The organism is Roseixanthobacter pseudopolyaromaticivorans, assembly GCF_043195145.2.
In the GTDB taxonomy this organism is placed as follows: domain Bacteria; phylum Pseudomonadota; class Alphaproteobacteria; order Rhizobiales; family Xanthobacteraceae; genus NCEH01.
Genome location: NZ_CM195539.1, coordinates 2,226,947 through 2,249,116, shown reverse-complemented (window position 1 = coordinate 2,249,116; position 22,170 = coordinate 2,226,947). Strand labels below are relative to the sequence as shown.

At 67.1% G+C, this 22,170-nt stretch carries 20 protein-coding genes; 12 read left to right on the top strand and 8 right to left on the bottom strand.

Annotated elements, in window-relative coordinates:
• Positions 1-3 precede the first annotated feature (3 nt).
• From V5F68_RS10835 to V5F68_RS10825, 3 genes are all read left to right on the top strand, one after another.
• On the top strand, positions 4-2,238 hold the full coding sequence (locus tag V5F68_RS10835) for a bifunctional diguanylate cyclase/phosphodiesterase (protein ID WP_394012552.1): 2,235 nt from the start codon (positions 4-6) through the stop codon (positions 2,236-2,238).
• 183 nt (positions 2,239-2,421) lie between these two features.
• A complete protein-coding gene (locus tag V5F68_RS10830; protein WP_394012551.1) occupies positions 2,422-3,594 on the top strand; it encodes an isovaleryl-CoA dehydrogenase in 1,173 nt (390 codons plus the stop codon).
• 128 nt (positions 3,595-3,722) lie between these two features.
• Positions 3,723-4,523: a YdcF family protein gene (locus V5F68_RS10825; protein WP_394012550.1), complete on the top strand. Its 801-nt coding sequence runs from the start codon at positions 3,723-3,725 to the stop codon at positions 4,521-4,523.
• Positions 4,524-4,729: 206 nt separating this feature from the next.
• Here the strand turns inward: V5F68_RS10825 and V5F68_RS10820 are convergent, their stop codons facing one another.
• Positions 4,730-5,047 (bottom strand): DUF3253 domain-containing protein, encoded by a 318-nt coding sequence (locus V5F68_RS10820; RefSeq protein ID WP_394012549.1) that lies wholly within the window; start codon positions 5,045-5,047, stop codon positions 4,730-4,732.
• Positions 5,048-5,258: 211 nt separating this feature from the next.
• Between V5F68_RS10820 and V5F68_RS10815 the strand changes: the two genes are divergently transcribed.
• From V5F68_RS10815 to V5F68_RS10805, 3 genes are read left to right on the top strand one after another with little or no spacing between them, the layout of a single operon-like run.
• Positions 5,259-5,387, top strand: coding sequence for a hypothetical protein (locus V5F68_RS10815; RefSeq protein ID WP_348845105.1), 129 nt, complete (start codon positions 5,259-5,261; stop codon positions 5,385-5,387).
• A gap of 45 nt (positions 5,388-5,432) precedes the next feature.
• Positions 5,433-6,122, top strand: coding sequence for a glutathione S-transferase family protein (locus V5F68_RS10810; RefSeq protein ID WP_394012548.1), 690 nt, complete (start codon positions 5,433-5,435; stop codon positions 6,120-6,122).
• Positions 6,119-6,640, top strand: a complete 522-nt coding sequence (locus V5F68_RS10805; RefSeq protein WP_394012547.1) for a DUF1489 family protein — start codon at positions 6,119-6,121, stop codon at positions 6,638-6,640. The genes V5F68_RS10810 and V5F68_RS10805 overlap by 4 nt, the downstream gene beginning before the upstream one ends.
• 148 nt (positions 6,641-6,788) lie before the next feature.
• Here the strand turns inward: V5F68_RS10805 and sseA are convergent, their stop codons facing one another.
• The 4 genes from sseA to V5F68_RS10785 form a co-directional block, all read right to left on the bottom strand.
• Positions 6,789-7,634 carry a 3-mercaptopyruvate sulfurtransferase gene (gene sseA, locus V5F68_RS10800; RefSeq protein ID WP_394012546.1) on the bottom strand — a complete coding sequence of 282 codons (846 nt, stop codon included), beginning with the start codon at positions 7,632-7,634 and terminating at the stop codon, positions 6,789-6,791.
• A gap of 36 nt (positions 7,635-7,670) precedes the next feature.
• Complete coding sequence (locus V5F68_RS10795; RefSeq protein ID WP_394012545.1) at positions 7,671-8,702, bottom strand: cysteine synthase A; 1,032 nt, start codon at positions 8,700-8,702, stop codon at positions 7,671-7,673.
• Positions 8,703-8,780: 78 nt separating this feature from the next.
• Entirely contained in the window at positions 8,781-9,857 is a 1,077-nt protein-coding gene (locus V5F68_RS10790; RefSeq protein WP_394012544.1) for an acyltransferase family protein, read from the bottom strand.
• 162 nt (positions 9,858-10,019) lie between these two features.
• Entirely contained in the window at positions 10,020-11,465 is a 1,446-nt protein-coding gene (locus tag V5F68_RS10785) for a cryptochrome/photolyase family protein (protein WP_394012543.1), read from the bottom strand.
• A 162-nt stretch (positions 11,466-11,627) separates the two neighbouring features.
• On the opposite strand from V5F68_RS10785, the gene V5F68_RS10780 reads away from it, so the two are divergent.
• Positions 11,628-12,518 carry a glutaminase gene (locus V5F68_RS10780; RefSeq protein ID WP_509274710.1) on the top strand — a complete coding sequence of 297 codons (891 nt, stop codon included), beginning with the start codon at positions 11,628-11,630 and terminating at the stop codon, positions 12,516-12,518.
• A 25-nt stretch (positions 12,519-12,543) separates the two neighbouring features.
• Here the strand turns inward: V5F68_RS10780 and hutC are convergent, their stop codons facing one another.
• Positions 12,544-13,299: a histidine utilization transcriptional repressor HutC gene (hutC, locus tag V5F68_RS10775; RefSeq protein ID WP_394012541.1), complete on the bottom strand. Its 756-nt coding sequence runs from the start codon at positions 13,297-13,299 to the stop codon at positions 12,544-12,546.
• Positions 13,296-14,693 (bottom strand): formimidoylglutamate deiminase, encoded by a 1,398-nt coding sequence (locus V5F68_RS10770; protein ID WP_394012540.1) that lies wholly within the window; start codon positions 14,691-14,693, stop codon positions 13,296-13,298. The genes hutC and V5F68_RS10770 overlap by 4 nt, the downstream gene beginning before the upstream one ends.
• A gap of 107 nt (positions 14,694-14,800) precedes the next feature.
• Between V5F68_RS10770 and hutI the strand changes: the two genes are divergently transcribed.
• The 5 genes from hutI to V5F68_RS10745 are packed head-to-tail and all read left to right on the top strand — an operon-like array spanning position 14,801 to position 20,654.
• Entirely contained in the window at positions 14,801-16,006 is a 1,206-nt protein-coding gene (gene hutI / locus V5F68_RS10765; RefSeq protein ID WP_394012539.1) for an imidazolonepropionase, read from the top strand.
• Positions 16,003-17,538: a histidine ammonia-lyase gene (gene hutH / locus V5F68_RS10760; protein ID WP_394012538.1), complete on the top strand. Its 1,536-nt coding sequence runs from the start codon at positions 16,003-16,005 to the stop codon at positions 17,536-17,538. Before hutI ends, hutH begins: the two co-directional genes overlap by 4 nt.
• A 1-nt stretch (position 17,539) precedes the next feature.
• Entirely contained in the window at positions 17,540-18,373 is an 834-nt protein-coding gene (gene hutG, locus V5F68_RS10755; protein ID WP_394012537.1) for an N-formylglutamate deformylase, read from the top strand.
• A 28-nt stretch (positions 18,374-18,401) separates the two neighbouring features.
• Positions 18,402-20,069, top strand: coding sequence for a urocanate hydratase (gene hutU / locus V5F68_RS10750; protein ID WP_394012536.1), 1,668 nt, complete (start codon positions 18,402-18,404; stop codon positions 20,067-20,069).
• Between the two features lie 3 nt (positions 20,070-20,072).
• Positions 20,073-20,654: a HutD/Ves family protein gene (locus tag V5F68_RS10745; protein WP_394012535.1), complete on the top strand. Its 582-nt coding sequence runs from the start codon at positions 20,073-20,075 to the stop codon at positions 20,652-20,654.
• A gap of 57 nt (positions 20,655-20,711) precedes the next feature.
• On the opposite strand, the gene V5F68_RS10740 is transcribed toward V5F68_RS10745, so the two are convergent.
• Positions 20,712-22,094 carry a UbiD family decarboxylase gene (locus tag V5F68_RS10740; protein ID WP_394012534.1) on the bottom strand — a complete coding sequence of 461 codons (1,383 nt, stop codon included), beginning with the start codon at positions 22,092-22,094 and terminating at the stop codon, positions 20,712-20,714.
• Between the last annotated feature and the right edge of the window lie 76 nt (positions 22,095-22,170).

The window sequence follows — 22,170 nt, the reverse complement described above, 5'->3', positions numbered from 1 at the left end:
ACATTGGGTCGGTCGCGCGGCCTTTTCGTGGCCCTCGGTCGGGAGGCAAATATTCCTAGACGGGCGGGCGCTGCAGCGCGCAGCTTCTCGGTAGCGACCATCGCGGCGGTGCTCGTGGTCGTAACGTGCCTCTGCGCGATTCTTGCGTTCGCGACCGCCAGCAACGACGCCCGCTCCAACGCCTTCGAGCGGCAAACGGTGCTTGCAGCCCTGAGCGACCACGCCGCGCTCATGAAGCGCACGGTAAGCCTGCTCGAACCCGACGAGGAAGTCAGCGCGCGCGTGAAGCAGAATGATCGCGCCTGGCTGCACGAAAATCTGGGGGTCACGCTCAACAATCACTTCGGTTACGAGCGCACATTCCTGCTGGATCGCCAGCAACGCGTGGTCTACGCGTCCTCGCTGGGGCAGGAAGTCGACCAGCGGCAGTTCGACGCGCTGCGTCCTGCACTTCAGCGGATGATGCGGGACCCGGGAAACCGCGACGCGGAGGACTCCGGAGAGCCTCTCGCGGGGTTTGTCGCGACTTCGGATTTCGTTGGCCTTGCAGTTGTGCGGTCGTTCCGGAAGACCGACACCGTCGGCGGCGGGCCGGACGTGCTCGAATCCGTGACGGTGGACCTTGTCGACGACGCCTTCCTTGGGGAATTGGCGCAACGGGTCCAATTGGCCGGCTTTCGCGTCTATCAGGGGCCGCCGCCAAACGACCGCGAAAACTACATCACCCTCACCAATCTCGTGGACGGCAGCCCCATGGTGCTCGCCTGGGTGCCGGAACGTCCCGGCGTCAGCGCCCTCCAGCGCATCGCGCCGCTGGTCGCAGCGCTCTCGCTGACGCTGCTTGCGATCTGCCTGATGCTGCTGGTGCAGTCCAGGCGCACCGGGGCGGCCCTGGCCGCTAGCGAGGCCGAGGCGAAATCGCTCGCCATGGAGGATTATCTCACCGGGCTGGCCAATCGCGGTGGCTTCGTCGGGCGCCTTCAGGCGCGCATCGCATCCCTGTCGGGCAATGAAATCCTGGCCATGGCCTATCTGGACCTGGACGGGTTCAAGGACATTAACGATACCCTCGGCCATGGCGTGGGCGATGAACTCTTGTGCCTGATGGCATCGCGCGTGCGCCAGGCGCTCGGCGATCGTGGCCTCGCCGCGCGGTTCGGGGGCGATGAGTTCGTTCTCTATATGACATGCGCCGAGCGGAGCGAGGTTGAGACGTTCCTCACCGCATTGCTCACGGTCATGCAGCAGCCGGTGCGCCTGGAGGGGCACGAGCTGCAAATCGGTGCCTCCATCGGTGTGGCGTTCGTACCCGAACACACAACGGACCCCGGCGAACTGATGCGCCTCGCCGATATCGCGCTGTATCGTGCCAAGGCTGATGGACGCGGGCTGGTGCGGTTCTTCGTTCCGGAACTGGAACAGGACATTCGCAACCGGCGCACCGTGGAACTGGAATTGGCCGAGGCCATCGATTCCGGACAGATGGCGCTGGTATTTCAGCCGCAGGTCGACGTGGAGAGCGAGCGGATCGTCGGCTTCGAGGCTCTCGTGCGGTGGGATCATCCCGAACGCGGGCGCCTGCCTCCGGAGACCTTCGTCCCGATTGCCGAGCGCAGCCGCCTCATCTGCCGGCTCGACAATTGGGTCATGCGGCGGGCCTGTGAACTCGGCCGGCGGCTCGACGATGTAACCGTCTCGGTCAATATGTCGCCGATCAGCCTGCGCCAGCCCAATATTGCGGACCTGATCCTGGAAAGCCTTGCCCAGACGGGTTTCGAACCGTCGCGCCTGGAGATCGAGATCACCGAAAGCGCCATCATCCAGGCCGATTCGGAAGTGAATGCCGCGCTGCTGCGCCTGCGGGAAAGCGGGGTGCGCATCGCGCTCGACGATTTCGGCACCGGGCATGCCTCGCTGGTGCATATCCGCCGTTTCCCGGTGACCAAGATCAAGATCGACCGCTCCTTCATCTCGAATCTCGGCACGGAGCGCGATGCCGCCGCGATCGTCGAATATGTGGTGCGGCTCGGTCGCTCGCTCGGCATCGTGTTGACTGCCGAAGGGGTCGAGACGCGCGAACAGCTGCGCTTCCTGCGCGCGTTCGGAGCACAGCAGGCGCAGGGCTTCCTGTTTTCCGGCCCGGTTTCCATCGATGCTGCCAGGGCCATGCTCGCCGCGCAGGATTCCCCGAGCGGGCGGCCGCGGCCTCCGGGTTCGCGCCGCAATGTGGAAGCCTGAGGGAGCCTCACATTCCTGTTGAATAAACGGCCATCCGTTTTATTCTGCCTTCCGGTTTCCCTTCCCGCCGCCGTTCCGGCGCGGGTGCGGGGATCAACGCCACGGGTTCAGCGCGCGTCCCTTAAGAAGACCACGGCGGCGGTGCCGCGCAGAATGGGCTTCGACGCGGCCGGGAGGAAGATCATGTTGCCCAACGCCCACCGCGGATTCGATTTCGATCTCGGCGAGACCGCCGACATGCTGCGCGACACCGTGCGCGCCTTCTCCCAGGACAAGATCGCCCCGCGCGCCGAAGAGATCGATCGCACCAACCAGTTTCCCCGCGATCTGTGGCCCCAGCTTGGGGCCCTCGGCCTGCTCGGCATCACGGTGGAAGAGGAATATGGCGGCTCCGGGCTCGGCTATCTGGAGCATGTGATCGCCATGGAGGAGATCAGCCGCGCCTCGGCTTCGGTCGGCCTGTCCTATGGCGCGCACTCCAACCTGTGCATCAACCAGATCCGCCGCAACGGCAATGCGGCGCAGAAGCAGCGGTATTTGCCCAAGCTTATTTCCGGCGAGCATGTGGGCGCGCTCGCCATGTCGGAGCCGGGCGCCGGTTCCGATGTGGTGTCCATGCGCACCCGGGCTGAGAAGAAGGGCGACCGCTACCTGCTCACCGGCAATAAGATGTGGATCACCAATGGTCCCATCGCCGAGACGCTGGTGGTCTATGCCAAGACCGACCCCGCCGCCGGCGCGCGGGGCATGACCGCCTTTCTCATCGAGAAGGGCTTCAAGGGCTTCTCCACGGCGCAGAAGCTGGACAAGCTCGGCATGCGCGGCTCGGATACCTGCGAACTGGTGTTCGAGGACTGTGAGGTGCCGGAAGAGAATGTGCTGGGCGAGGTGGGGCGCGGCGTCAACGTGCTGATGTCCGGCCTGGACTATGAGCGGGCGGTGCTTGCGGCGGGCCCGGTTGGAATCATGCAGGCCTGCATGGACGTGGTGCTGCCCTATGTTCACGAGCGCAAGCAGTTCGGCCAGCCCATCGGCACCTTCCAGCTGATGCAGGGCAAGATCGCCGACATGTATGTGACCATGAACGCCGTGCGCGCCTATGTGTATGCCGTTGCAAAGGCTTGCGATCGCGGCGCCACCACGCGCGAGGATGCGGCGGGGGCCATCCTGTTCGCGGCGGAGAAGGCAACCTGGATGGCGCTGGAGGCGATCCAGACCCTTGGGGGCAACGGCTACATCAACGACTATCCCACCGGCCGCCTGCTGCGGGATGCCAAGCTCTATGAGATCGGCGCCGGGACGAGCGAGATTCGCCGGATGCTGATCGGCCGGGAGCTGTTCGACAAGACCGCCTGACGCGGGCGGGTTCACGGCCCCATCTCCGTTTAAAATCGGAACGCGCGGGCGTCGGCCGGGGCTTGCGCGCTTCTCCATCTTCGCGCTGCAACAAGACTAGGCTATTGCTTGGTTGTAGAGGAGCGATCATGGACGATTTTTACACGCTCTCGAAGATCCTCGGCATCCTGGCGGCTCCGTCCAACATCCTGGTGCTGCTGGCGGTTTTCGGCGTGATCCTGCTGCTGACGGGTCTGCGCCGGACGCCGTCGCTGATTCTCGCCGTCGCCGTGCTCGGCATGTTCCTGACCGGCTTCTCGCCGCTGGCCAATTATCTGGTCTCGCCGCTGGAGGAGCGCTTCCCGCCTTATGTGGCGGACGGAAAGCCCGTGGACGGCATCATCATGCTCGGCGGGGCGGAGGTGCCGGACGTGGCGCTGGCGCGCGGCATCACGGCGGTGAACGACGCGGCGGAGCGGGTGATCGTGTTCGCGGCCTTGGCGCGGCAATATCCCGCCGCGCGCCTGGTGGTGGCGGCGGGCTCCACGGCGGCGGGCGAGATGGTGGCGCCGGAGGCGGAGGCCGAGCGCAAGGCCCTGCAGGATGTCGGCGTCGATCTCTCGCGGGTGGTGTTCGAGCAGCGCTCGCGCAACACCATCGAGAATGCGGCCTTCAGCAAGGCGCTGGTCAATCCGCAGCCGGGCCAGCGGTGGCTGCTGGTGACCTCGGCCTTCCACATGCCCCGCGCCATCGCTTGCTTCCGCGCGGTGGATTTTCCAGTGATCGCCTATCCCGTGGACTACCGCACCGTGCGGCCGGACTTGCTCGACACGCCGTTCACGCGGGTTGCGCAGGGGCAGGACCTGACGGACATCGCGACCCGCGAATGGGTGGGCCTGGTGGCCTATTATCTCGCCGGCAAGACCAAGGTCCTGTTTCCCGCGCCCTAGAGACCAACCGGCGCTGCGGCCGCCGGCCCGCAACGGGAAAATGTTTCACGTGAAACAATGGCTTAGCGCAGACGAACAGGGGTTTTATGCCCCATCTCCGTGGTTTTCCGAGCGCTAAACCCGGGATTTCGGCAGACTTCGCGCCATGAACGTCTGCAACCGCGCAATCGGGACACGACGGCGCTGCGCGAGGGCCGGCAAACCGCTCAATCCTCGCGCGGCAGGCCGAGGCGGTAGACGCCGCGAAAATCCTGCGGGTCCACCGGCTTCCCCTTGCGATAGATCACCAGCCGGCCTTCCAGGGCGAGGCGCACCGCCACACGGCGCACCGCTGGCAGGGCGCGCTGCCACTGCCCGGCGCCCATGAGGGAGACGGCGGCTTCCGCCGGGGCGATGGTCTTGCCCGGCTCCTGGGCGGCCAGGGTGAGGATGGCGGTCGCCACATCCTCTTCGGAGGGCAGGGCGGTGTCTGCGGCCTCGGCCGCGGGCGAGTTCTGCGCTTGGGTCATGGCCTGCTGTGGCATCGCCGCCAGCGCCGCGCAAGCCTGCGCGCGTAGGAAGACTCCATGGAAGGGCAGCCATGCGCAGATGCGGGGTGCGCCGCAGCAAGATGGCCTTGCGCTTTCGTTAGGAATTTCTTAGGTATTGTGACGAATGCGTGGCCAAAATGCGCCCCATCCCAAATCCTGTATCGGGATACCTATTTTCTTCCCCTTCGAGCCACAGACAGTCATCATGACCGTAAAGACCGAACGATCCTGCTGGTGCATTGCACGCACCGCTCTGGGCGTTGTTGTTGCGACCATCGCCGTGGTCTATCTCTTCGGCGGGTTCGATCCCGTCATCGTCGCTTCGATCCGCTGACGGCACGCGGCCCGATCCCGTAGGGTTCTGGGGAGGGTGGCCGCCATGCCGTTGAAGCTGATCATCGGGAACAAGAATTATTCTTCCTGGTCGATGCGGCCGTGGCTTGCCTTGCGCGCCGCCGGCATCGGCTTTGAGGAGCAGCGCATCGCCATCGGCACGGATGCATTCAAGGCCGCGCTCGCCCCGCTCGGCACCGCCGGCCGCGTTCCGGTGCTGGTGGATGGCGACATTCCGGTGTGGGATTCCCTGGCGATCATCGAGCATGTGGCAGAGACCCATCCGAATCGCCCGCTCTGGCCGCTGCGCCCCGCGGCGCGCGCCTTCGCCCGCTCCATCAGCGCCGAAATGCACGCCTCCTTCCATCATCTGCGCCGCCATCTGCCGATGAATCTGTGGCGCCCAGTGGCGCCGCTGGCCTTGCCCGAGGGCGTTGAGCGGGATGTCGCGCGCGTCACCGCCATCTTCCGCGAGGCGCGCCAGCGCTTCGGCGGCGGCGGAGCGTTCCTGTTCGGCGCCTTCTGCGCGGCGGACGCGATGTTTGCCCCCGTGGCGACGCGCCTGCGCACCTATGCGGTGCCACTCGACCCGGTGAGCGAAGCCTATGTCGCTGCCATTCATGCCCAGCCCGATTTCGTCGCCTGGAAGGCCGAGGCGCTGCGCGAAAGCGAGGTGCTGGCCGAGGATGAGGTGGACTGGCCGCAGGTGAAGCGGGAGCCGGTCGCCGCGGCATGAGTGCGAAATCCCCCTCCAAGCCGGCGAAGACATCGCTCGCCAAGACATCGCTCGCCAAGGCGCCGGCCGCCACAGCCTCCCGCCCCCTGCATCTGCTGAAGCTGTGCGTCGGTGCCGAATCCATCGAGGACCTCACCGACTGGATCGCGGAGCGCCTCGCCGACAAGACGGCGCGCGGTCTGCCTGTGGAACACGGGCATATCACCCGCATGGTGCCGACCCGCACCGAGGAATTGCTCGGCGGTGGTTCGCTCTATTGGGTCATCAAGGGCGAGATCATGTGCCGTCAGCGCCTGGTCGACATCCGCCCGTTCGTGGATGGCGAAGGCATCCGCCGCTGCACCTTGGTGCTGGACCCGCAGGTGGTGCGCGTGGCGCCGCGCCCGCACCGCCCGTTCCAGGGCTGGCGCTATCTCAAGGATGTGGACGTGGCCGCCGATCTCGATGCGGCCGGCAAGGGCGCGGCCGGACTGCCGGCGGAGATGGAGCGCGAATTGCGGTCGCTCGGGCTGCTATAGGCGCGGCCGGGGCGCCGGCCCGCTTGGTGGTCTTTCTCCCTCCCCAACCCTCCCGCGCGCGGGGGTGGGCTAGGGAGGGGCCTTCCAAGCGAGGGTTAGGGCTCTCCCAAGCGAGCGCTGGCGAGGCGCCTTCCAAGTGAGGCGGGGTTTATTCCGCCCCGGTCGCCACCGGCTTTCCGGCGGCCGCCCATTCGGCCCAGGAGCCGTCGTAAAGCGCGTGCGGGCGCTTGCCGATGCTGTCCAGCGCCAGCCACAGGATGGCGGCCGAGACGCCGGAGCCGCAGGAGGTGATGACCGGGCGGGAGAGATCCACGCCCGCGCCTTCCAACGCCGCCCGCAGGGCCTCGGGCTCGGCAAGGTGGCCGTCCTTGACGATTTCGCTGAACGGCAAGTTGAGGCTGCCGGGAATGTGGCCGGAGGCGATGCCGGCGCGCGGCTCCGGCGCCTCGCCCCGGAACCGGGCGGCCGGGCGCGCATCCAGCACCTGGCTGGTGCCGGCGGTCAAGGCGCGCTCTACCTGGGCGATGTCGGCGATGATGGAACGGTCCAGCCGCGCCATGAAGCTGGCCGGCTGGCGGGTGGAGGGCCCGCTTTCGGTCTCGCGGCCCTCGGCCAGCCATTGCGGCAGGCCGCCATCCAGAATCATCACCTCCGCCACCCCGAAGGCGCGGAAGGTCCACCACACACGTGCCGCCGAGAACAGGCCGAGCTGGTCATAGACCACGATCCGCAGCCCATCGCCGATGCCGAGCTTGCCCACCGCCGCGGAGAAGGCGAGCGCGTCCGGCAGCATGTGGGGCAGGTCGCTCGAATGGTCGGAAATGGCGTCGATGTCGAAGAACACGGCGCCGGGAATGTGATGCTCCAGGTACTCCGCCTTGCCGTTGCGCCCGGTCGGCGGCAAGTGCCAGGAGCCGTCCACGATCACCAGGTCGGGCGCTCCGAGATTGTCCGCAAGCCATTGCGTGGAAACGAGGTAGGGCGAGGAGGTCATGAACGGGATTCCGCGTTGGAGGAAGGGCGGCGAGGATCACACGAGAACGTTCGGTACCTCGCTCTTGCGTTCCAGCCAGCCCGGCACGGGCAGATCCTTGGAGCGCAGGAATTCGGGATTGAACAGCTTCGACTGATAGCGCGTGCCGTAGTCGCAGAGAATGGTGACGATGGTATGCCCCGGCCCGAGATCCTTCGCGAGGCGGATCGCGCCGGCGATATTGATGCCGGACGAGCCGCCGAGGCACAGGCCCTCGTGCTCCAGCAGGTCGAACACGATCTGCACCGCTTCGGCGTCCGGGATCTGATAGGCGAAATCTACGGGCGCGCCCTCCAGGTTCGCGGTGATGCGCCCCTGGCCGATGCCTTCGGTGATGGACGAGCCCTCCGCGTGCAGCACGCCGGTGGTGTAATAGGAATACAGCGCCGCGCCGAACGGGTCGGCGAGCGCGATCTTGATGTTGGGGTTGCGTGCTTTGAGCGCGATGCCGATGCCGGCGAGCGTGCCGCCGGTGCCCACCGCGCACACGAATCCGTCCACCTTGCCGTCGGTCTGGTCGTAGATTTCCGGGCCGGTGGTGTCGATATGGGCCTGGCGGTTGGCCACATTGTCGAACTGGTTGGCCCAGATGGCGCCGTTCGGCTCGGTCTTGGCGAGGGCCTCGGCGAGGCGGCCGGAGACCTTCACGTAATTGTTCGGGTTGGAGTAAGGCACCGCCGGCACTTCCACGAGCGTGGCGCCGGCGAGGCGCAGCATGTCCTTCTTTTCCTGGGACTGGGTCTCGGGAATGACGATCACGGTCTTGAAGCCGAAGGGCGCCGCCACCAGCGCCAGGCCGATGCCGGTATTGCCCGCCGTGCCTTCCACGATCACCCCGCCAGGCTGGAGCGTGCCTTTCGCGATCGCATCCTGGATGATGCCGAGCGCCGCGCGATCCTTCACCGACTGCCCCGGATTGAGGAATTCCGCCTTGCCCAGAATGGTGCACCCGGTCTCCTCGGACGCCTTCTTCAGGCGGATGAGCGGGGTGTGGCCGATGGATTCAACAAGGCCGTTACGTATATTCATGGAATAACCGTGCTCCAGATGGCGAGCGAACGTTACCGAAGCCGCTCACCAGCGGCAACCTGCGCGGGCTTGCGGCGGTCATCGCGGCACCGGGGCCGGGCGCGCGCTGCGGCGCAGAAGCGCGGTGCGCAAAAACCCGTTCATGGGCAGCTCGATGCAGCGATAGGTGAGATAGCCAAGGGCGAGCGCGGCCGAGGTGACAAGCAGAAAATAGAAGCCGAGATACTGCCCGCCGAACAGTTTGCGCCAGACCGGATCGACGAACAGAAAAATGAAGCTGTGGCTGAGATAGAGGCTGTAGGAGGCATTTCCCAGCACCACGAGAATGCCCACCGCCGGCCGCGCCGGGTTGGCATCCACGCACAGCACGCATAGCCCCACGGTGAGCATCGCCACCAGCGTATGCGCCGCCGGCACCAGCTGGGGAAAGGCCGTCACAGCGACGATCAGCGCCAGGCAGGCGGGAAGGACATGGCGGAACGCCAGCACGCCGCGCCCGCTGCGCATGAGGTGCAGCTTCACCAGCGCGAGGGCGATGCCGATGATGAATTCCAGCAGGATCGAATGGGTCCAGGCCCGCATGGCATCCTGCTGCCAGTCCAGCGTTCCCGCCGCGATCAGGCCGAGCAGCAGCGCCACCAGCACGAACAGGCCCAAGCTGCGCCGCAGGAAAAGGCTGGCGGCGAAGGCGAGGTAGAAGAACATCTCATAGTTCAGCGTCCAGCCCTGGGACAGGATCGGCCGATGCTGCGCGTAGAGATTGAAGTAGGGAATGAAGAAATAGCTCTTCACCACTTCCGGCACGGAGAGCAGCGCGGCGCCCGAGGGATCGCCGAGGCGCGCGAGCAGCAAAAAGACCAAAATCTGCAGCGTCGTCAGCAGCCAATAGAGCGGCACCACGCGCACGATGCGCGCGGCGAGAAACCGCCCCGGCGCCCCCGGCTTTCCGAACGCGTCATGGGCGATATAGACCATGATGAAGCCGCTGATGACGAAGAAGATGCGGACCCCGAGATCGCCGGAAATCCCGAAGATGAGCACCTCCGACCCGAAGCGCTCGCGAAAGCCGGAAAGGCTGTGCTCGACATGGGACAGCATGACCAAGGCGGCTGCGAGGAAGCGCAGGATCTGCAAGGAGTAGAGGGTTTCCCGCATCGCTTGATCCTCGCCGCGGCCCGGCGCCGCGCGTGCCGAATGTCCTGCCGGCGCTGGCTTTGCGCGCCGCGCTCGCGCGCGATTCGCCGGCCGGCCCGGTGTAGCGGGAAGCCTGCGGCCGCGCCATAGCTTGGCCCTGCGGCGCGCGGCTCCAGGCGGGCGTCATGCGGCCTTTATCTGCTCGAACGCGCGCAGCGCCCGGGCGCGGGCTTGGGCGTGGTCCACGATGGGATGGGGATAGGTGCTGCCGAGCCGCACGCCGGCCCGCGACAAAGCGGCGGCATCGCCCGTCCAGGGCTTGTGGATCAGTGCCGGCGGCAGGCCGGACAGCTCCGGCACGAAGGCGCGCACATAGGCCCCGTCGGGATCGAACTTCTCGCCCTGGAGCACCGGATTGAAGATGCGGAAATAAGGCGCGGCATCGACCCCGCTGCCGGCGACCCATTGCCAATTGCCCGGATTGCTCGCGGCGTCCGCATCCACCAACGTATCCCAGAACCAACGCTCCCCAGCGCGCCAGTCCACCAGCAGGTGCTTGGAGAGGAACGAAGCGACCACCATGCGCATGCGATTGTGCATCCAACCCGTCTGCCAGAGCTGCCGCATGGCGGCATCCACGATGGGATAGCCGGTGCGGCCGCTCTGCCATGCCGCGCTCTCCTCGGGCGCATCGCGCCAGGGAAAGGCGTCGAAGGCGGCATTGAGGTTGCGTGTCGCAAGGTCCGGCGCCGTATTCAGAATGTGGTGGTTGAATTCGCGCCAATACAGTTCGGCCGTGAACTTCTCCCCATCGCGGGGCGATAGCCCCTCTGCCTCCACGGCGTGCTGGGCGGCGGAGAGGACCTGCCGAGGCGATATCTCGCCCCAGCGCAGGTGCGGCGACAGGCGCGAGACGTGGTCCATGTCCGGCCGGTCGCGCAGCTCCGCATAACCGGAGAGCCCGGTGGAGAAAAAGGCGTGCAATCGCTCCCGCGCCGCCGCTTCTCCGGCCCGCCATGCGGCGCGCAGGCCGTGCGCCCAATCGGGGCGGGAAGGTTCGAGCGCCCATTGGGCGAGATCTTCGCTTGCCTGTGCGTGGCGGGCGGCCTCCAGGCGCGGCGGAACGGGCAGGGGCGGGCGTGGCACCCAATCTTTCAGGGCGGCGCGGTGAAAGGCAGAGAATGTGCGCGGCAAGGTGCCCGCCGCCGTGCGTACCGATCCCAATTCGTGGAGCAGATGGCCGTTGAACAGGTGCACCTCGCCGCCCTCGGCCCGCAGGGCGGCCGCGACCTGCGCGTCGATGGTACGCTCCGCCGTTCCGGGCCGGCTGTTGAGCGTGACGAGCCCGGCACCCAGCGCCCGCGCCAGCGCCGGAACGATCTCGCCCGCCCGACCCCGGCGCAGGATCAGGGGAATGCCGTGCGCGCCGAGGTCGCGCATCAGTGCTTTCAGAGACTGGGCCAGCCACCAGCGCGCCGCCCCGCCGAGCGGGCGCACGCCGGGCGAAATTTCATCCAGCACATAAAGCGCCGCCACCGGCCGCCCATCCCGCGCGGCGTGGGTAAGGGCGGGATTGTCGGCGAGCCGCAGATCGTCGCGGAACCAGACCAGGGCAGGGGAAGGCGGCATGACGCACCGATTGGGAAACGGGCGCGCAGCATAGCCTGTGCGGCGCGGCCGGCTACCCTTCGCGCCTGCGAGAGCTATAGTCGCTCAGTGTTCAAGGGGAGGACCGGGGTGTCGGATTTCAAGCCGGAATTGAGGCAGGTGGTGGCGGACATCGCCGCCGACATGGCAAAGCGCACCGAGCGCGGGACAGTGGCGAGCTATATTCCCGAACTCGCCAAGGTGCCGCTGGACCAGTTCGCCATCGCCGTGACCACCGCAGACGGCGAGATGATCTGCGCCGGCGATTTTGAGACCGCCTTCTCGATCCAGAGCATCTCGAAGGTGTTCACGCTGACTTTGGCGCTGGGGCAGCTCGGCGACAATCTGTGGAACCGTGTCGGCCGCGAGCCCTCGGGCAATGCGTTCAATTCCATCGTCCAGCTGGAATATGAGAAGGGCAAGCCGCGCAATCCCTTCATCAATGCTGGCGCCATCGCGGTCACCGACGTGCTGCTCTCCGGCCACCAGCCGCGCGAGGCGCTCGGCTCCATCCTGCGCTTCATCCGCTTCATCGCCGACGACGAGGACGTGGCGATCGACGAGAATGTGGCGCGCTCGGAGAAGCAGACCGGCTTTCTCAATACGGCGCTCGCCAATTACATGCGCGCGTTCAACGTGCTGGAGCATCCGGTGGACCACGCGCTCGGGGTCTATTTCCACCATTGCGCGATCACCATGACGGCGCGCCAATTGGCCATGGCGGGCCGATACATCGCCTTCGGCGGCAAGATTCCCACCACCGGACGCACGGTCGTCACGTCGGAGCGGGCGCGCCGCATCGCGGCCTTGATGCTCACCTGCGGCCATTATGACGGCTCGGGCGATTTCGCCTTCCGCGTCGGCCTGCCGGGAAAGAGCGGTGTGGGCGGCGGCATCCTGGCGGTGGCGCCGGGCAAGGCCTCGATCGCGGTCTGGTCGCCGGGGCTCGACCGTTTCGGCAATTCGGTGCTCGGCTCGATCGCCCTGGAGCAATTGGCGAAGGCCATGCGCTGGTCGGTGTTCGGCGGCAGCTGAGCGCTCCGCCGGGCGCACCCGCGCTTCAGCCGCCGGAGGAGGTCTGCGAGGGGGTGAAGCGGGCAACCAGGTTGAACAGATCGCCCCGGAAGGTCTGACGCACGAACGTGATGTTCTCGTCGCCGCGCCAGGTGCGGCGTTGCAGCTCCAGGCAGGCGGCGCGGTCCGGAATGTCGAGCAGCGTCGCCATTTCGCTCGAGGCATTGACGGCGGTGATGTGGTGCTCGGCCTCGGTCCAAGGAACGTGACCAACCAGCCACGAGCCGGGAGATTGGCGCGAGAAATCCACCTCCGCCGCCTCGGGCACCGCGGCGATGTTGATGAGCCGTCGTTCCAGCGCAAAGGGGCGCAGGCCGGCCATGTGCCGGCATTCCAGCTCCAGCACGTCGCCGTGCGGCGTCAGCTCCCACTCCAGCGCCACGCGCCGGTCCGCGCGGCGGCGCTGCAAACGCAGCAATTCGTAGCGATAGGTCTCGCCCCGCAAGGTGATCTCGGCCTCGATATCGGGGATCTGAAGAATCGCCGATTGGATGCGCGGCGCGGCGACGAACGATCCCGCCCTGCGGCGACGCTCCACCAGCCCCGCCGCAGCCAGCTCGGATACCACCTTGTTCACGGTCATGCGGGCGCAGCCATATTGCGCCATCAGCTCGTGCTCATAGGGGATGCGGTATCCCGGCCCCCATTCGCCGGACAGGATCTTGGCTTCGATATCGGCCCTGATGCGCCGATTGAGCGTCGACGTCTTGTCCCTGAGAGGATTTTCGACCGCTTCGCTCACGCCAGCACTCTTTCCATCACGCGCGCGAACCTGCCGCGGATCCGTTCATGGTCGTTGTGAAGCCCGTTCGTCACATATTTGCGTCCGCGACGCCAGACACCGTCCACCGCGCCGCCGCGCGCCCCGAAAATCCAGCCGTCGAGCCAGGCGTCGCCCGCGCGTCCAACAAGGGCGGAGCGGCCGGGATCGAGCGTGACCAAATCGGCCGGCGCGCCGACCGCGATGCCCCAGCCCGTCGCGCCGCGCGGCGCCTGCAGCGCCTGTCCGCCCCCGGCGAGAGCCGCATCGAACAGCGCGCGGCCGGTGGAGCGCTGGGCCTTTCCGATCGTCACCTCGCCCGCGAGGACATTGCGCGCACGCAGGCGCAGCCGCTGGCCATATTCGAGGGTGCGCAATTCCTCCGCCGCATCCACGAGCACATTGGAATCGGAACCGATGCCGTAGCGTCCGCCGCTGCGGGCAAATTCGGCGGCCGGGAATATCCCGTCGCCGAGATTGGCTTCGGTGATCGGGCATAGGCCGGCGACGGCTTGGCTCTGCGCCAATTGGCGGGTTTCGCCCTCGGTCATGTGGGTGGCGTGGATGAGGCACCAGCGCGCATCGACCGGCGCGCGCTCGAACAGAAGCTCGACCGGCCGCCGCCCGCTCCATGCGCGGCAGTCCTCCACTTCCTTGGTCTGCTCGGCCACATGGATATGGACCGGCCCGCCGGCGGCGAGCGGAAGGATGGCGTTGATGTCTTCGAGGCTCGCGGCCCGCAGGCTGTGGGGGGCGATGCCGACCACGGCATCCTCCAGTGGCGCCACCGCAGCCCGGCTCGCGGCCATCAGGGCGGCGAACCCATCGCGGTCGTTGATGAACCGGCGCTGGCCGTGGCCCGGCGCCAGGCCGCCGAACCCTGAATGGGCGTAGAACACCGGCAAGAGCGTGAGGGCGATGCCGGTATCGGCGGCGGCAGCGGCGATGCGCGCCGCAAGTTCGGCACGATCGGCATAGGCCGCGCCGTCGGGGTCATGATGGAGATAATGGAATTCGCCGACGCGGGTGAAGCCGCTCTCCAGCATTTCCATGTAAGCGAGGGCGGCCAGTGCCTCCACGTCGTCCGGGCCGATCCGGTCGACGAAGCGATACATGACCTCCCGCCAGCCCCAAAAGCTGTCCTCGCCCGGCCCACGCACCTCGGCCAAGCCCGCAAGCCCGCGTTGGAAGGCATGGCTGTGGAGATTGGGAAGCCCGGGCACAACCGGTCCGTGTCGCTCTTCCCCGCCCACCGGCGCCACGTCGCGCTCGATCTCGGTGATGGCGCCGTCGCACAGGTGAAGGCGGACCCTCGGCACCCAGCCGTCGGGCAGCAGCGCGTCTGTAAACCAGAGGCTCCGGGAAGGGGACGGCACCATCGCTTTCCTTTTTTCGAAGAGGGCTGGACAAGCGCGAAGTCGCGTATTTATGTATATACATTATCGGCGCCACCGCCAATGGGATTTGGTGACAGGGGACGGCCATGCGCTGCGACCGGATCTGGCGGAATGCCCGCCTTGCAACCCTCGCGCCCGCGCTTCCGGGGCTCGGGGTGGTGGAAGACGGCCTCATCGCGGCGCGCGACGGTCGCATCCTCTACGCCGGTCCGCGCGCCGATGCGCCGGCATTCGATGCCATCGAGACCGTGGATTGCGCAGGACGCTGGATCACGCCCGGCCTCGTCGATTGCCACACCCATCTGGTCTATGGCGGCGATCGCGCGAACGAGTTTGAGATGCGGCTCGCCGGTGTCCCCTATGAGGAGATCGCACGGGCCGGCGGCGGCATCGTCTCCACCATGAAGGCCACCCGCGCCGCGCGCGAGGACGAGCTTGTCGCCTCCGCCCTGCCGCGGCTCGATGCGCTCTTGGCGGAGGGTGTGACCACCCTCGAGATCAAGTCCGGCTATGGCCTGAGCCTGGAGGCCGAGCGCCGCCAATTGCGCGCCGCCCGCGCGCTCGGCGACCGCCGGCCCGTCACCGTCACGACCACTTTCCTCGGCGCCCATGCCTTGCCACCGGAAGCCGGCGGCGACAAGGACGCCTTCATCGATGCGATCTGCACGCAGATGCTCCCGGTCGTGGCGGGAGAGGGGCTGGCGGACGCGGTGGATGCGTTCTGCGAAGGCATCGCCTTCTCGCCCGCCCAGGTCACGCGCGTGTTTGAAGCCGCCCGCGCGCTCGCCCTGCCGGTGAAGCTGCACGCAGACCAGCTCAGCAATCTTCATGGAGCCGAGCTCGCCGCGCGCTTTCGCGCCCTGTCCGCGGACCATCTGGAGCATGCGGACGCCGCCGGAGCCGCGGCCATGGGCAAGGCCGGCACCGTCGCGGTGCTGCTGCCGGGCGCCTATTATTTCATTCGCGAAACCAAGACGCCGCCGGTCGATCTCTTCCGTGCCGCCGGGGTTCCCATCGCCCTTGCCACCGATTGCAATCCCGGCACTTCGCCGCTCACCTCGCTTCTGCTCACCATGAATATGGGCGCGACTTTATTTCGCCTGACGGTGACCGAATGTATCGCCGCTGTGACGCGCGAAGCGGCGCGCGCGCTTGGGATGCTCAAGCGGACCGGCACCCTGGAGCCCGGCAAGGATTGCGATCTTGCGGTGTGGGACATCGAGCGGCCGGCCGAGCTGGTCTACCGCATCGGCTTCAACCCGCTCCACGCCCGCGTCTGGAGGGGCAGATGAGCGTGCGCCTCAACGCCGGCGCGGTGCCATTGGCGCAGTGGCGCGACATCGCCGCCGGCGCCGCCCTCACCCTCGACCCAAGCTGCGCCGAAAATGTGCGGCGCAGCGCTGAGACGGTGGACGCCATCGTCGCGGCGGGCGCTCCGGTTTACGGCATCAACACAGGCTTCGGGAAGCTCGCCAGCGTCCGCATCGATGCCGCGGATCTCGCTGCGCTGCAGCGCAACATCGTCTTGTCCCACGCGGCCGGCGTGGGCGCGGCCATGCCGGTGCCGGTGGTGCGGCTGATGATGGCGCTGAAGCTTGCGAGCCTTGCCCAGGGGGCATCCGGCGTTCGCCCCCACACGTTGGCGTTTCTGGAGGCCATGGTCGCGCGCGGGCTGGTTCCGGTGGTGCCGGCCCAAGGATCGGTCGGCGCGTCCGGCGATCTCGCGCCACTGGCGCACATGACCGCCGCGATGATCGGCGTCGGGGATTGCCTGTTCGGCACCGAGCGCATGCCGGCCGACGCGGCCTTGGCCCGGGCCGGGCTCGCCCCTTTGGCGCTCGGACCGAAAGAGGGCCTGGCGCTGCTCAATGGAACCCAGTTTTCCACCGCCTGTGCGCTGACCGGTCTGTTCACGGCGGAAACCGCATTCCGCGCGGCGCTGGTCACGGGGGCCCTTTCCACCGATGCCGCGCGTGGCTCGGACGCGCCGTTCGATCCGCGCATCCATGCCTTGCGCCGCCATCGCGGGCAGATCGAAACCGCCGATGCGTTGAGGACGCTCATGGCCGGCTCGGTCATTCGCGAATCCCACCGCCTCGGCGATGATCGGGTCCAGGATCCCTATTGCCTGCGCTGCCAGCCCCAGGTGATGGGCGCGGTGCTCGATCTGTTGCGCCAGGCCGCCGAGACCCTCTCAACCGAAGCCAATGGTGTTTCGGACAATCCGCTGATCTTTTGGCAGACGGGGGAGGCGCTTTCGGGCGGAAACTTTCATGCGGAGCCGGTGGCATTCGCCGCCGACATGATTGCGCTTGCGATGTGCGAGATCGGTGCGCTGGCCGAGCGCAGGATCGCCATGCTGGTGGATCCCGCGCTCTCCGGCCTGCCGGCGTTTCTCACTCCCCGGCCCGGACTGAATTCCGGCTTCATGATTGCGCAGGTCACCGCCGCCGCGCTGGTGTCGGAGAATAAGCAGCGGGCCTATCCCGCAAGCGTGGATTCGATCCCCACCTCGGCCAATCAGGAAGATCACGTGTCCATGGCCGCCCATGGCGCGCGGCGGCTCGCCCCCATGGCGGAGAACGCCCACGGCATCATCGGTATCGAATTGCTTGCCGCCGCCCAGGGCTGCGATTTCCACGCCCCGCTCGCCTCCAGCCCGCGGCTGGAGCGCGTTCGGGCACGTTTGCGGGCGCGGGTGCCGCACCTCGAGGACGATAGGTTTTTCCATCCCGACATGGCCGCCGCCATCGATCTCGTGCGCAGCGGCGCGCTTGCCGAAGCGGCTGGCGTCGACGTGTTGCCTTCCATCAGCGGAGCTTGATGTGACGCTTTCCTTTCCCGATTGGCTGCGCGTCACGCGCGGAACGGCGCCCCTGGTGGTGAGCCTCCCGCACACCGGCACCGAAATCCCCGACGCTTACCGCGACGGGCTGGTGTCGCTCGCGCTCGCGCGCAAGGATTGCGATTGGTGGATCGATATTCTGTATGACTTTGCCACGGAGCTGAACGCGAGCATCGTGCACACGGCGGTGTCGCGCACGGTGATCGACGTCAATCGCGATCCCTCGGGCGTCTCGCTCTATCCCGGCCAGGCGACCACCGAGCTGTGCCCGATTACGACCTTCGACGGCGAGCCGCTGTATCATGCGGGCCGCGCACCGGACGCGGCGGCGGTGGCGGCGCGGCGGGCGGCCTATTTCGATCCCTATCACACGGCGCTCGCCGGAGAGATCGCCGCCGCCCGGCAGCGCCATGGCACCGTCGTGCTCTATGACTGCCACTCGATCCGCTCGGTGATCCCGCGCCTGTTCGAGGGCACCTTGCCGGAGTTCAACATCGGCACGAACAGCGGCCAGAGCTGCGCGCCCGAGCTGGTGCGGTCGATCGAATCCATCTGCGCGGACACCGGCCGGCCGCACGTCACGGACGGGCGGTTCAAGGGCGGCTACATCACCCGCCAGTATGGCCGGCCCCCGGAGGGCGTGCACGCCGTGCAGATGGAGCTGGCGTGCCGCGCCTATATGCACGAGCCGCTGGGTCCGCTCACGCCGGACCAATGGCCGACACCATACGATGCCGCTTATGCCGCCCCTCTGCGGGCGGCGCTGCGCTCCATCTTCGAGACCTGCCTTGCCTTCGCCCGGGCGCGAGGCTGACCGCATGCATGACCAGGAAAGACCCGCAATGACCCGCATCGACAATGAGCGCCGCATTCGCGCCCCGCGCGGTTCCGATCTGTCGGCCAAGAGCTGGCTCACCGAGGCGCCGCTGCGCATGCTCATGAACAATCTCGATGCCGAAGTGGCGGAGCGGCCGGGCGAGCTTGTGGTCTATGGCGGCATCGGCCGGGCGGCGCGCGACTGGGAAAGCTTCGACCGCATCGTCGGCGCCCTGCAGCGCCTGGAGGCCGACCAGACCCTGCTGGTGCAATCGGGAAAACCGGTGGGCGTGTTCCGTACCCATGCCGATGCGCCGCGCGTGCTGATCGCCAATTCCAACCTCGTGCCCCATTGGGCCACATGGGACCATTTCAACGCCCTCGATCGCCAGGGCCTGATGATGTACGGCCAGATGACGGCCGGTTCCTGGATCTATATCGGCTCCCAGGGCATCGTTCAGGGCACCTATGAGACCTTCGTGGAGATGGGCCGGCGCCATTATGGCGGGAGCCTTGCCGGCCGCTGGATTCTCACTGCGGGCCTCGGCGGCATGGGCGGAGCGCAGCCGCTCGCCGCGGTGATGGCGGGTGCCAGCTGCCTCGCCATCGAATGCCAGCCGAGCCGTATCGAAATGCGCCTGAAGACCGGCTATGTGGATGTCCTGGCCAAAGACCTGGACGAGGCGCTGGCGATCATCGAAAACGCCTGTGCGACCGACAAGCCCATATCCGTCGCTTTGCTTGGAAACGCCGCCGAAATCCTGCCGGAAATGATCCGCCGCGGCGTGCGCCCGGACGCGGTCACCGACCAGACCTCCGCGCATGATCCGGTCAATGGTTACCTGCCCGTCGGCTGGACGTTGCAGCAGTGGGAAGACCGGCGCGCCAGCGATCCCAAAGCCGTGATGGCGGCCGCCAAGGCTTCGATGGCGACCCATGTGCGCGCCATGCTCGCCTTCTGGAAGCAAGGTGTGCCGACCGTCGATTATGGCAACAACATCCGCCAGATGGCGCTCGAAGAGGGGGTTGCGGACGCGTTCGACTTCCCGGGGTTCGTGCCAGCCTATATTCGCCCGCTGTTCTGCCGCGGCATTGGCCCGTTCCGCTGGGCGGCGCTCTCCGGCGACCCGGAAGATATCTATCGCACCGACGCCAAGGTGAAGGAATTGCTGCCGGACAACGCCCATCTCCACACCTGGCTGGACATGGCGCGCGACCGCATCAAGTTCCAGGGCCTGCCGGCCCGCATCTGCTGGGTGGGGCTGGGAGATCGCCATCGCCTTGGCCTTGCCTTCAACGAAATGGTCGCCTCCGGGGAGCTCAAAGCGCCGATCGTGATCGGCCGCGACCATCTCGATTCCGGTTCGGTCGCCTCGCCCAATCGCGAGACCGAGGCCATGCGGGACGGGTCGGACGCGGTCTCCGACTGGCCCCTGCTCAATGCCCTGCTCAATTGCGCCTCGGGGGCGACCTGGGTGTCGCTGCACCATGGCGGCGGGGTGGGCATGGGGTTCTCCCAGCATGCGGGCATGGTGATCGTCGCCGATGGCACGCCGGAAGCCGCACGCCGGCTGGAGCGGGTGCTTTGGAACGATCCGGCCACCGGGGTCATGCGCCACGCCGATGCGGGCTATGAAAGCGCGCTCGACTGCGCGCGCGAAAATGGCCTCGACCTTCCCGGCATCCTCGGCTGACCCATGCGCATCGTCCGCGCCGCCGATTGCCGCCGCATGGCCTGGAAGAATGGCGGTGGCGAGACCGTGGAAATTCTCACCGCCCCTGAAGGCGCTGGGCTTTCGGATTTCGATTGGCGCATCAGTTCCGCCACGGTGGCAGGCGCGGGGCCGTTCTCGGCCTTCGCGGGCATTGATCGCACCTTGTGCGTGCTCTCAGGCGAGGGGCTTACCCTCGCCGTCGCCCCGCATTCCCCGGTTCGCCTCGATCCCGCCTCGGCCCCCTACCGGTTCCGGGGCGAGGCAGCGGTGTTCGGCACGCCGCTTGGCGGCCCGGTGGTGGATCTCAACATCATGACCCGGCGCACCCGCTTCACCCACGAGGTGACGCGCCTGACGCTCGAAGCGCCGCTGCGCGTTCCCAGCGCGGGGGCGGAGGTCGCGATTTTCGTGGTTCAGGGCGTGCTCTCGGCCGCGTGTGCGGGAAGCGCCGCAGAGCTTGCCGCCGGCGACTGCGCCCTCCTATCGTCGCAGGACGAGAGAGGCGTGATGACCCCGCTCAGCGGGGTGTGCCAGATCGTTCTCGTGCGGATCTTCCCCGCGTAGAGCGGCTGTTTCCCTCTCCCGCCCGCAGGAGAGGGAAACGCGCAGCGTCAGCCCGGCTCACACCAGAGACTGGACCAGCTTGCGGGCCGCCGCCGTCACGTCCGCAGGCAGGCTGTGGCGCTTGGCATAGGGGCGGGTCTTGCAGGTGGCGTCGATCATCAGCTTGGCGGTGGCGCCGTTGCGGTTGGACGGATCGAGGATCGCGCCCATGCCGTTGCGCACGACGTCCATGTCGGTATCGGCCTGGAAGCGGGTGCACACCGCCCACATGACCTGCTCCTCGTCATAGACGTCCACGTCCGCATCCACCACGATCACCAGCTTGAGGCTGAGATTGTCGCCGAACGCGGCCATGGCGATGTTGCTCGGCTCGCCCGGCGCGGGGTCCTTCACCGCCACATAGGCATGCAGCAGGCAGGTCCCGGATTTCGGATAATGGACCGCCGTGACATTGGGATATTGCACCCGCAGCGACTTCAATTGCCGCGCTTCCTGCGAAACCCCGAGCAGCATCGTGTGCTCGTCCGAAATCCCGGGAATGATGGTGTGATAGATGGCGTCCTTGCGGTGCAGGATGCTGCTCACCTCCACCGCATTGCGGGTGGAGCGCTCGGAGGCATAGCCGGTGAATTCGCCGAACGGACCTTCGTCCTCGTCCGCATCCAGTAGCAGCTTGCCCTCGATGGCGATCTCCGCGAACGCCGGAATCTCGATCGGGCCGGTGACTCCCTGCACGACCTTCAACGGCTCGCCGAGGAAGCCGCCCGCGATCTCGTATTCGTCGGTGCTGATGGGCCCCTTCCACAGGCCGGAGCCGAAGGTGATCAGCGGGTGGCACCCGACCACGATCACCACCGGCAATTCCTTCAGCCCCATGGCGCTGGCCTTGCGGGCATAGTTCCACAGGTGCCGGCGGCTGTGCAGGCTGGTGCCGAAGCGGGTCTTGCCGTTCACCTGCATGCGGTGGAACGAGGCATTGCGCACCCCGGTCTCGGGGTCCTGGGCGATGAACATGGCATTGGTCAGATAGGCGCCGCCATCCTCGACGAAATGGCGCATGATCGGCAGATAGGACAGATCGACCGCGTCGCCCGTCAGCACGACGTCGAGAACCGGCCCGGTCTCCAGAACTTCCGGCGCGATGGGCGCCGCGTCGGTATTGGCCCAACGCTCGATCAGCTTGTCTTCCGGCACGCCGAGCGCCGCTGCGAAGCGGTCGCGGGCGCCATACATGTTCATCAGCACGGGAAAGCGCGATCCCTTCACGTTCTCGAACATCAGCATGGGGCTGCCGTGCTTCTCGAACTCGAAGGTGATGGCGGTGGTGTCGTAATCGAGGTTCACTTCCTCCGTGATGCGCACCAGCTTGTCGGGGCGGTCCGCCTCGAAGGCGGTCAGGAAGCTGCGCAGATCCTGGTGGTCGTAGGATTTCGGATCCATGGGATGGTCTTTCATTCGGTGCGGCGCCGTGTGGATCTGCGCCATCGGATCGGGAAACGGGTGGACGGGCGCCGCG

Excerpts from the sequence above, each read along its gene's own strand:
- V5F68_RS10810 (WP_394012548.1), top strand. The coding sequence starts at position 5,433 with ATGCCGTTGAAGCTGATCATCGGGAACAAGAATTATTCTTCCTGGTCG.
- V5F68_RS10815 (WP_348845105.1), top strand. The coding sequence starts at position 5,259 with ATGACCGTAAAGACCGAACGATCCTGCTGGTGCATTGCACGCACCGCT.
- V5F68_RS10790 (WP_394012544.1), bottom strand. The coding sequence starts at position 9,857 with ATGCGGGAAACCCTCTACTCCTTGCAGATCCTGCGCTTCCTCGCAGCC.
- hutU (WP_394012536.1), top strand. The coding sequence starts at position 18,402 with ATGACCCGCATCGACAATGAGCGCCGCATTCGCGCCCCGCGCGGTTCC.
- V5F68_RS10745 (WP_394012535.1), top strand. The coding sequence starts at position 20,073 with ATGCGCATCGTCCGCGCCGCCGATTGCCGCCGCATGGCCTGGAAGAAT.
- hutI (WP_394012539.1), top strand. The coding sequence starts at position 14,801 with ATGCGCTGCGACCGGATCTGGCGGAATGCCCGCCTTGCAACCCTCGCG.
- V5F68_RS10780 (WP_509274710.1), top strand. The coding sequence starts at position 11,628 with ATGGCAAAGCGCACCGAGCGCGGGACAGTGGCGAGCTATATTCCCGAA.
- V5F68_RS10805 (WP_394012547.1), top strand. The coding sequence starts at position 6,119 with ATGAGTGCGAAATCCCCCTCCAAGCCGGCGAAGACATCGCTCGCCAAG.
- hutH (WP_394012538.1), top strand. The coding sequence starts at position 16,003 with ATGAGCGTGCGCCTCAACGCCGGCGCGGTGCCATTGGCGCAGTGGCGC.
- V5F68_RS10820 (WP_394012549.1), bottom strand. The coding sequence starts at position 5,047 with ATGCCACAGCAGGCCATGACCCAAGCGCAGAACTCGCCCGCGGCCGAG.
- V5F68_RS10830 (WP_394012551.1), top strand. The coding sequence starts at position 2,422 with ATGTTGCCCAACGCCCACCGCGGATTCGATTTCGATCTCGGCGAGACC.
- V5F68_RS10740 (WP_394012534.1), bottom strand. The coding sequence starts at position 22,094 with ATGGATCCGAAATCCTACGACCACCAGGATCTGCGCAGCTTCCTGACC.
- V5F68_RS10825 (WP_394012550.1), top strand. The coding sequence starts at position 3,723 with ATGGACGATTTTTACACGCTCTCGAAGATCCTCGGCATCCTGGCGGCT.
- sseA (WP_394012546.1), bottom strand. The coding sequence starts at position 7,634 with ATGACCTCCTCGCCCTACCTCGTTTCCACGCAATGGCTTGCGGACAAT.
- V5F68_RS10795 (WP_394012545.1), bottom strand. The coding sequence starts at position 8,702 with ATGAATATACGTAACGGCCTTGTTGAATCCATCGGCCACACCCCGCTC.
- V5F68_RS10785 (WP_394012543.1), bottom strand. The coding sequence starts at position 11,465 with ATGCCGCCTTCCCCTGCCCTGGTCTGGTTCCGCGACGATCTGCGGCTC.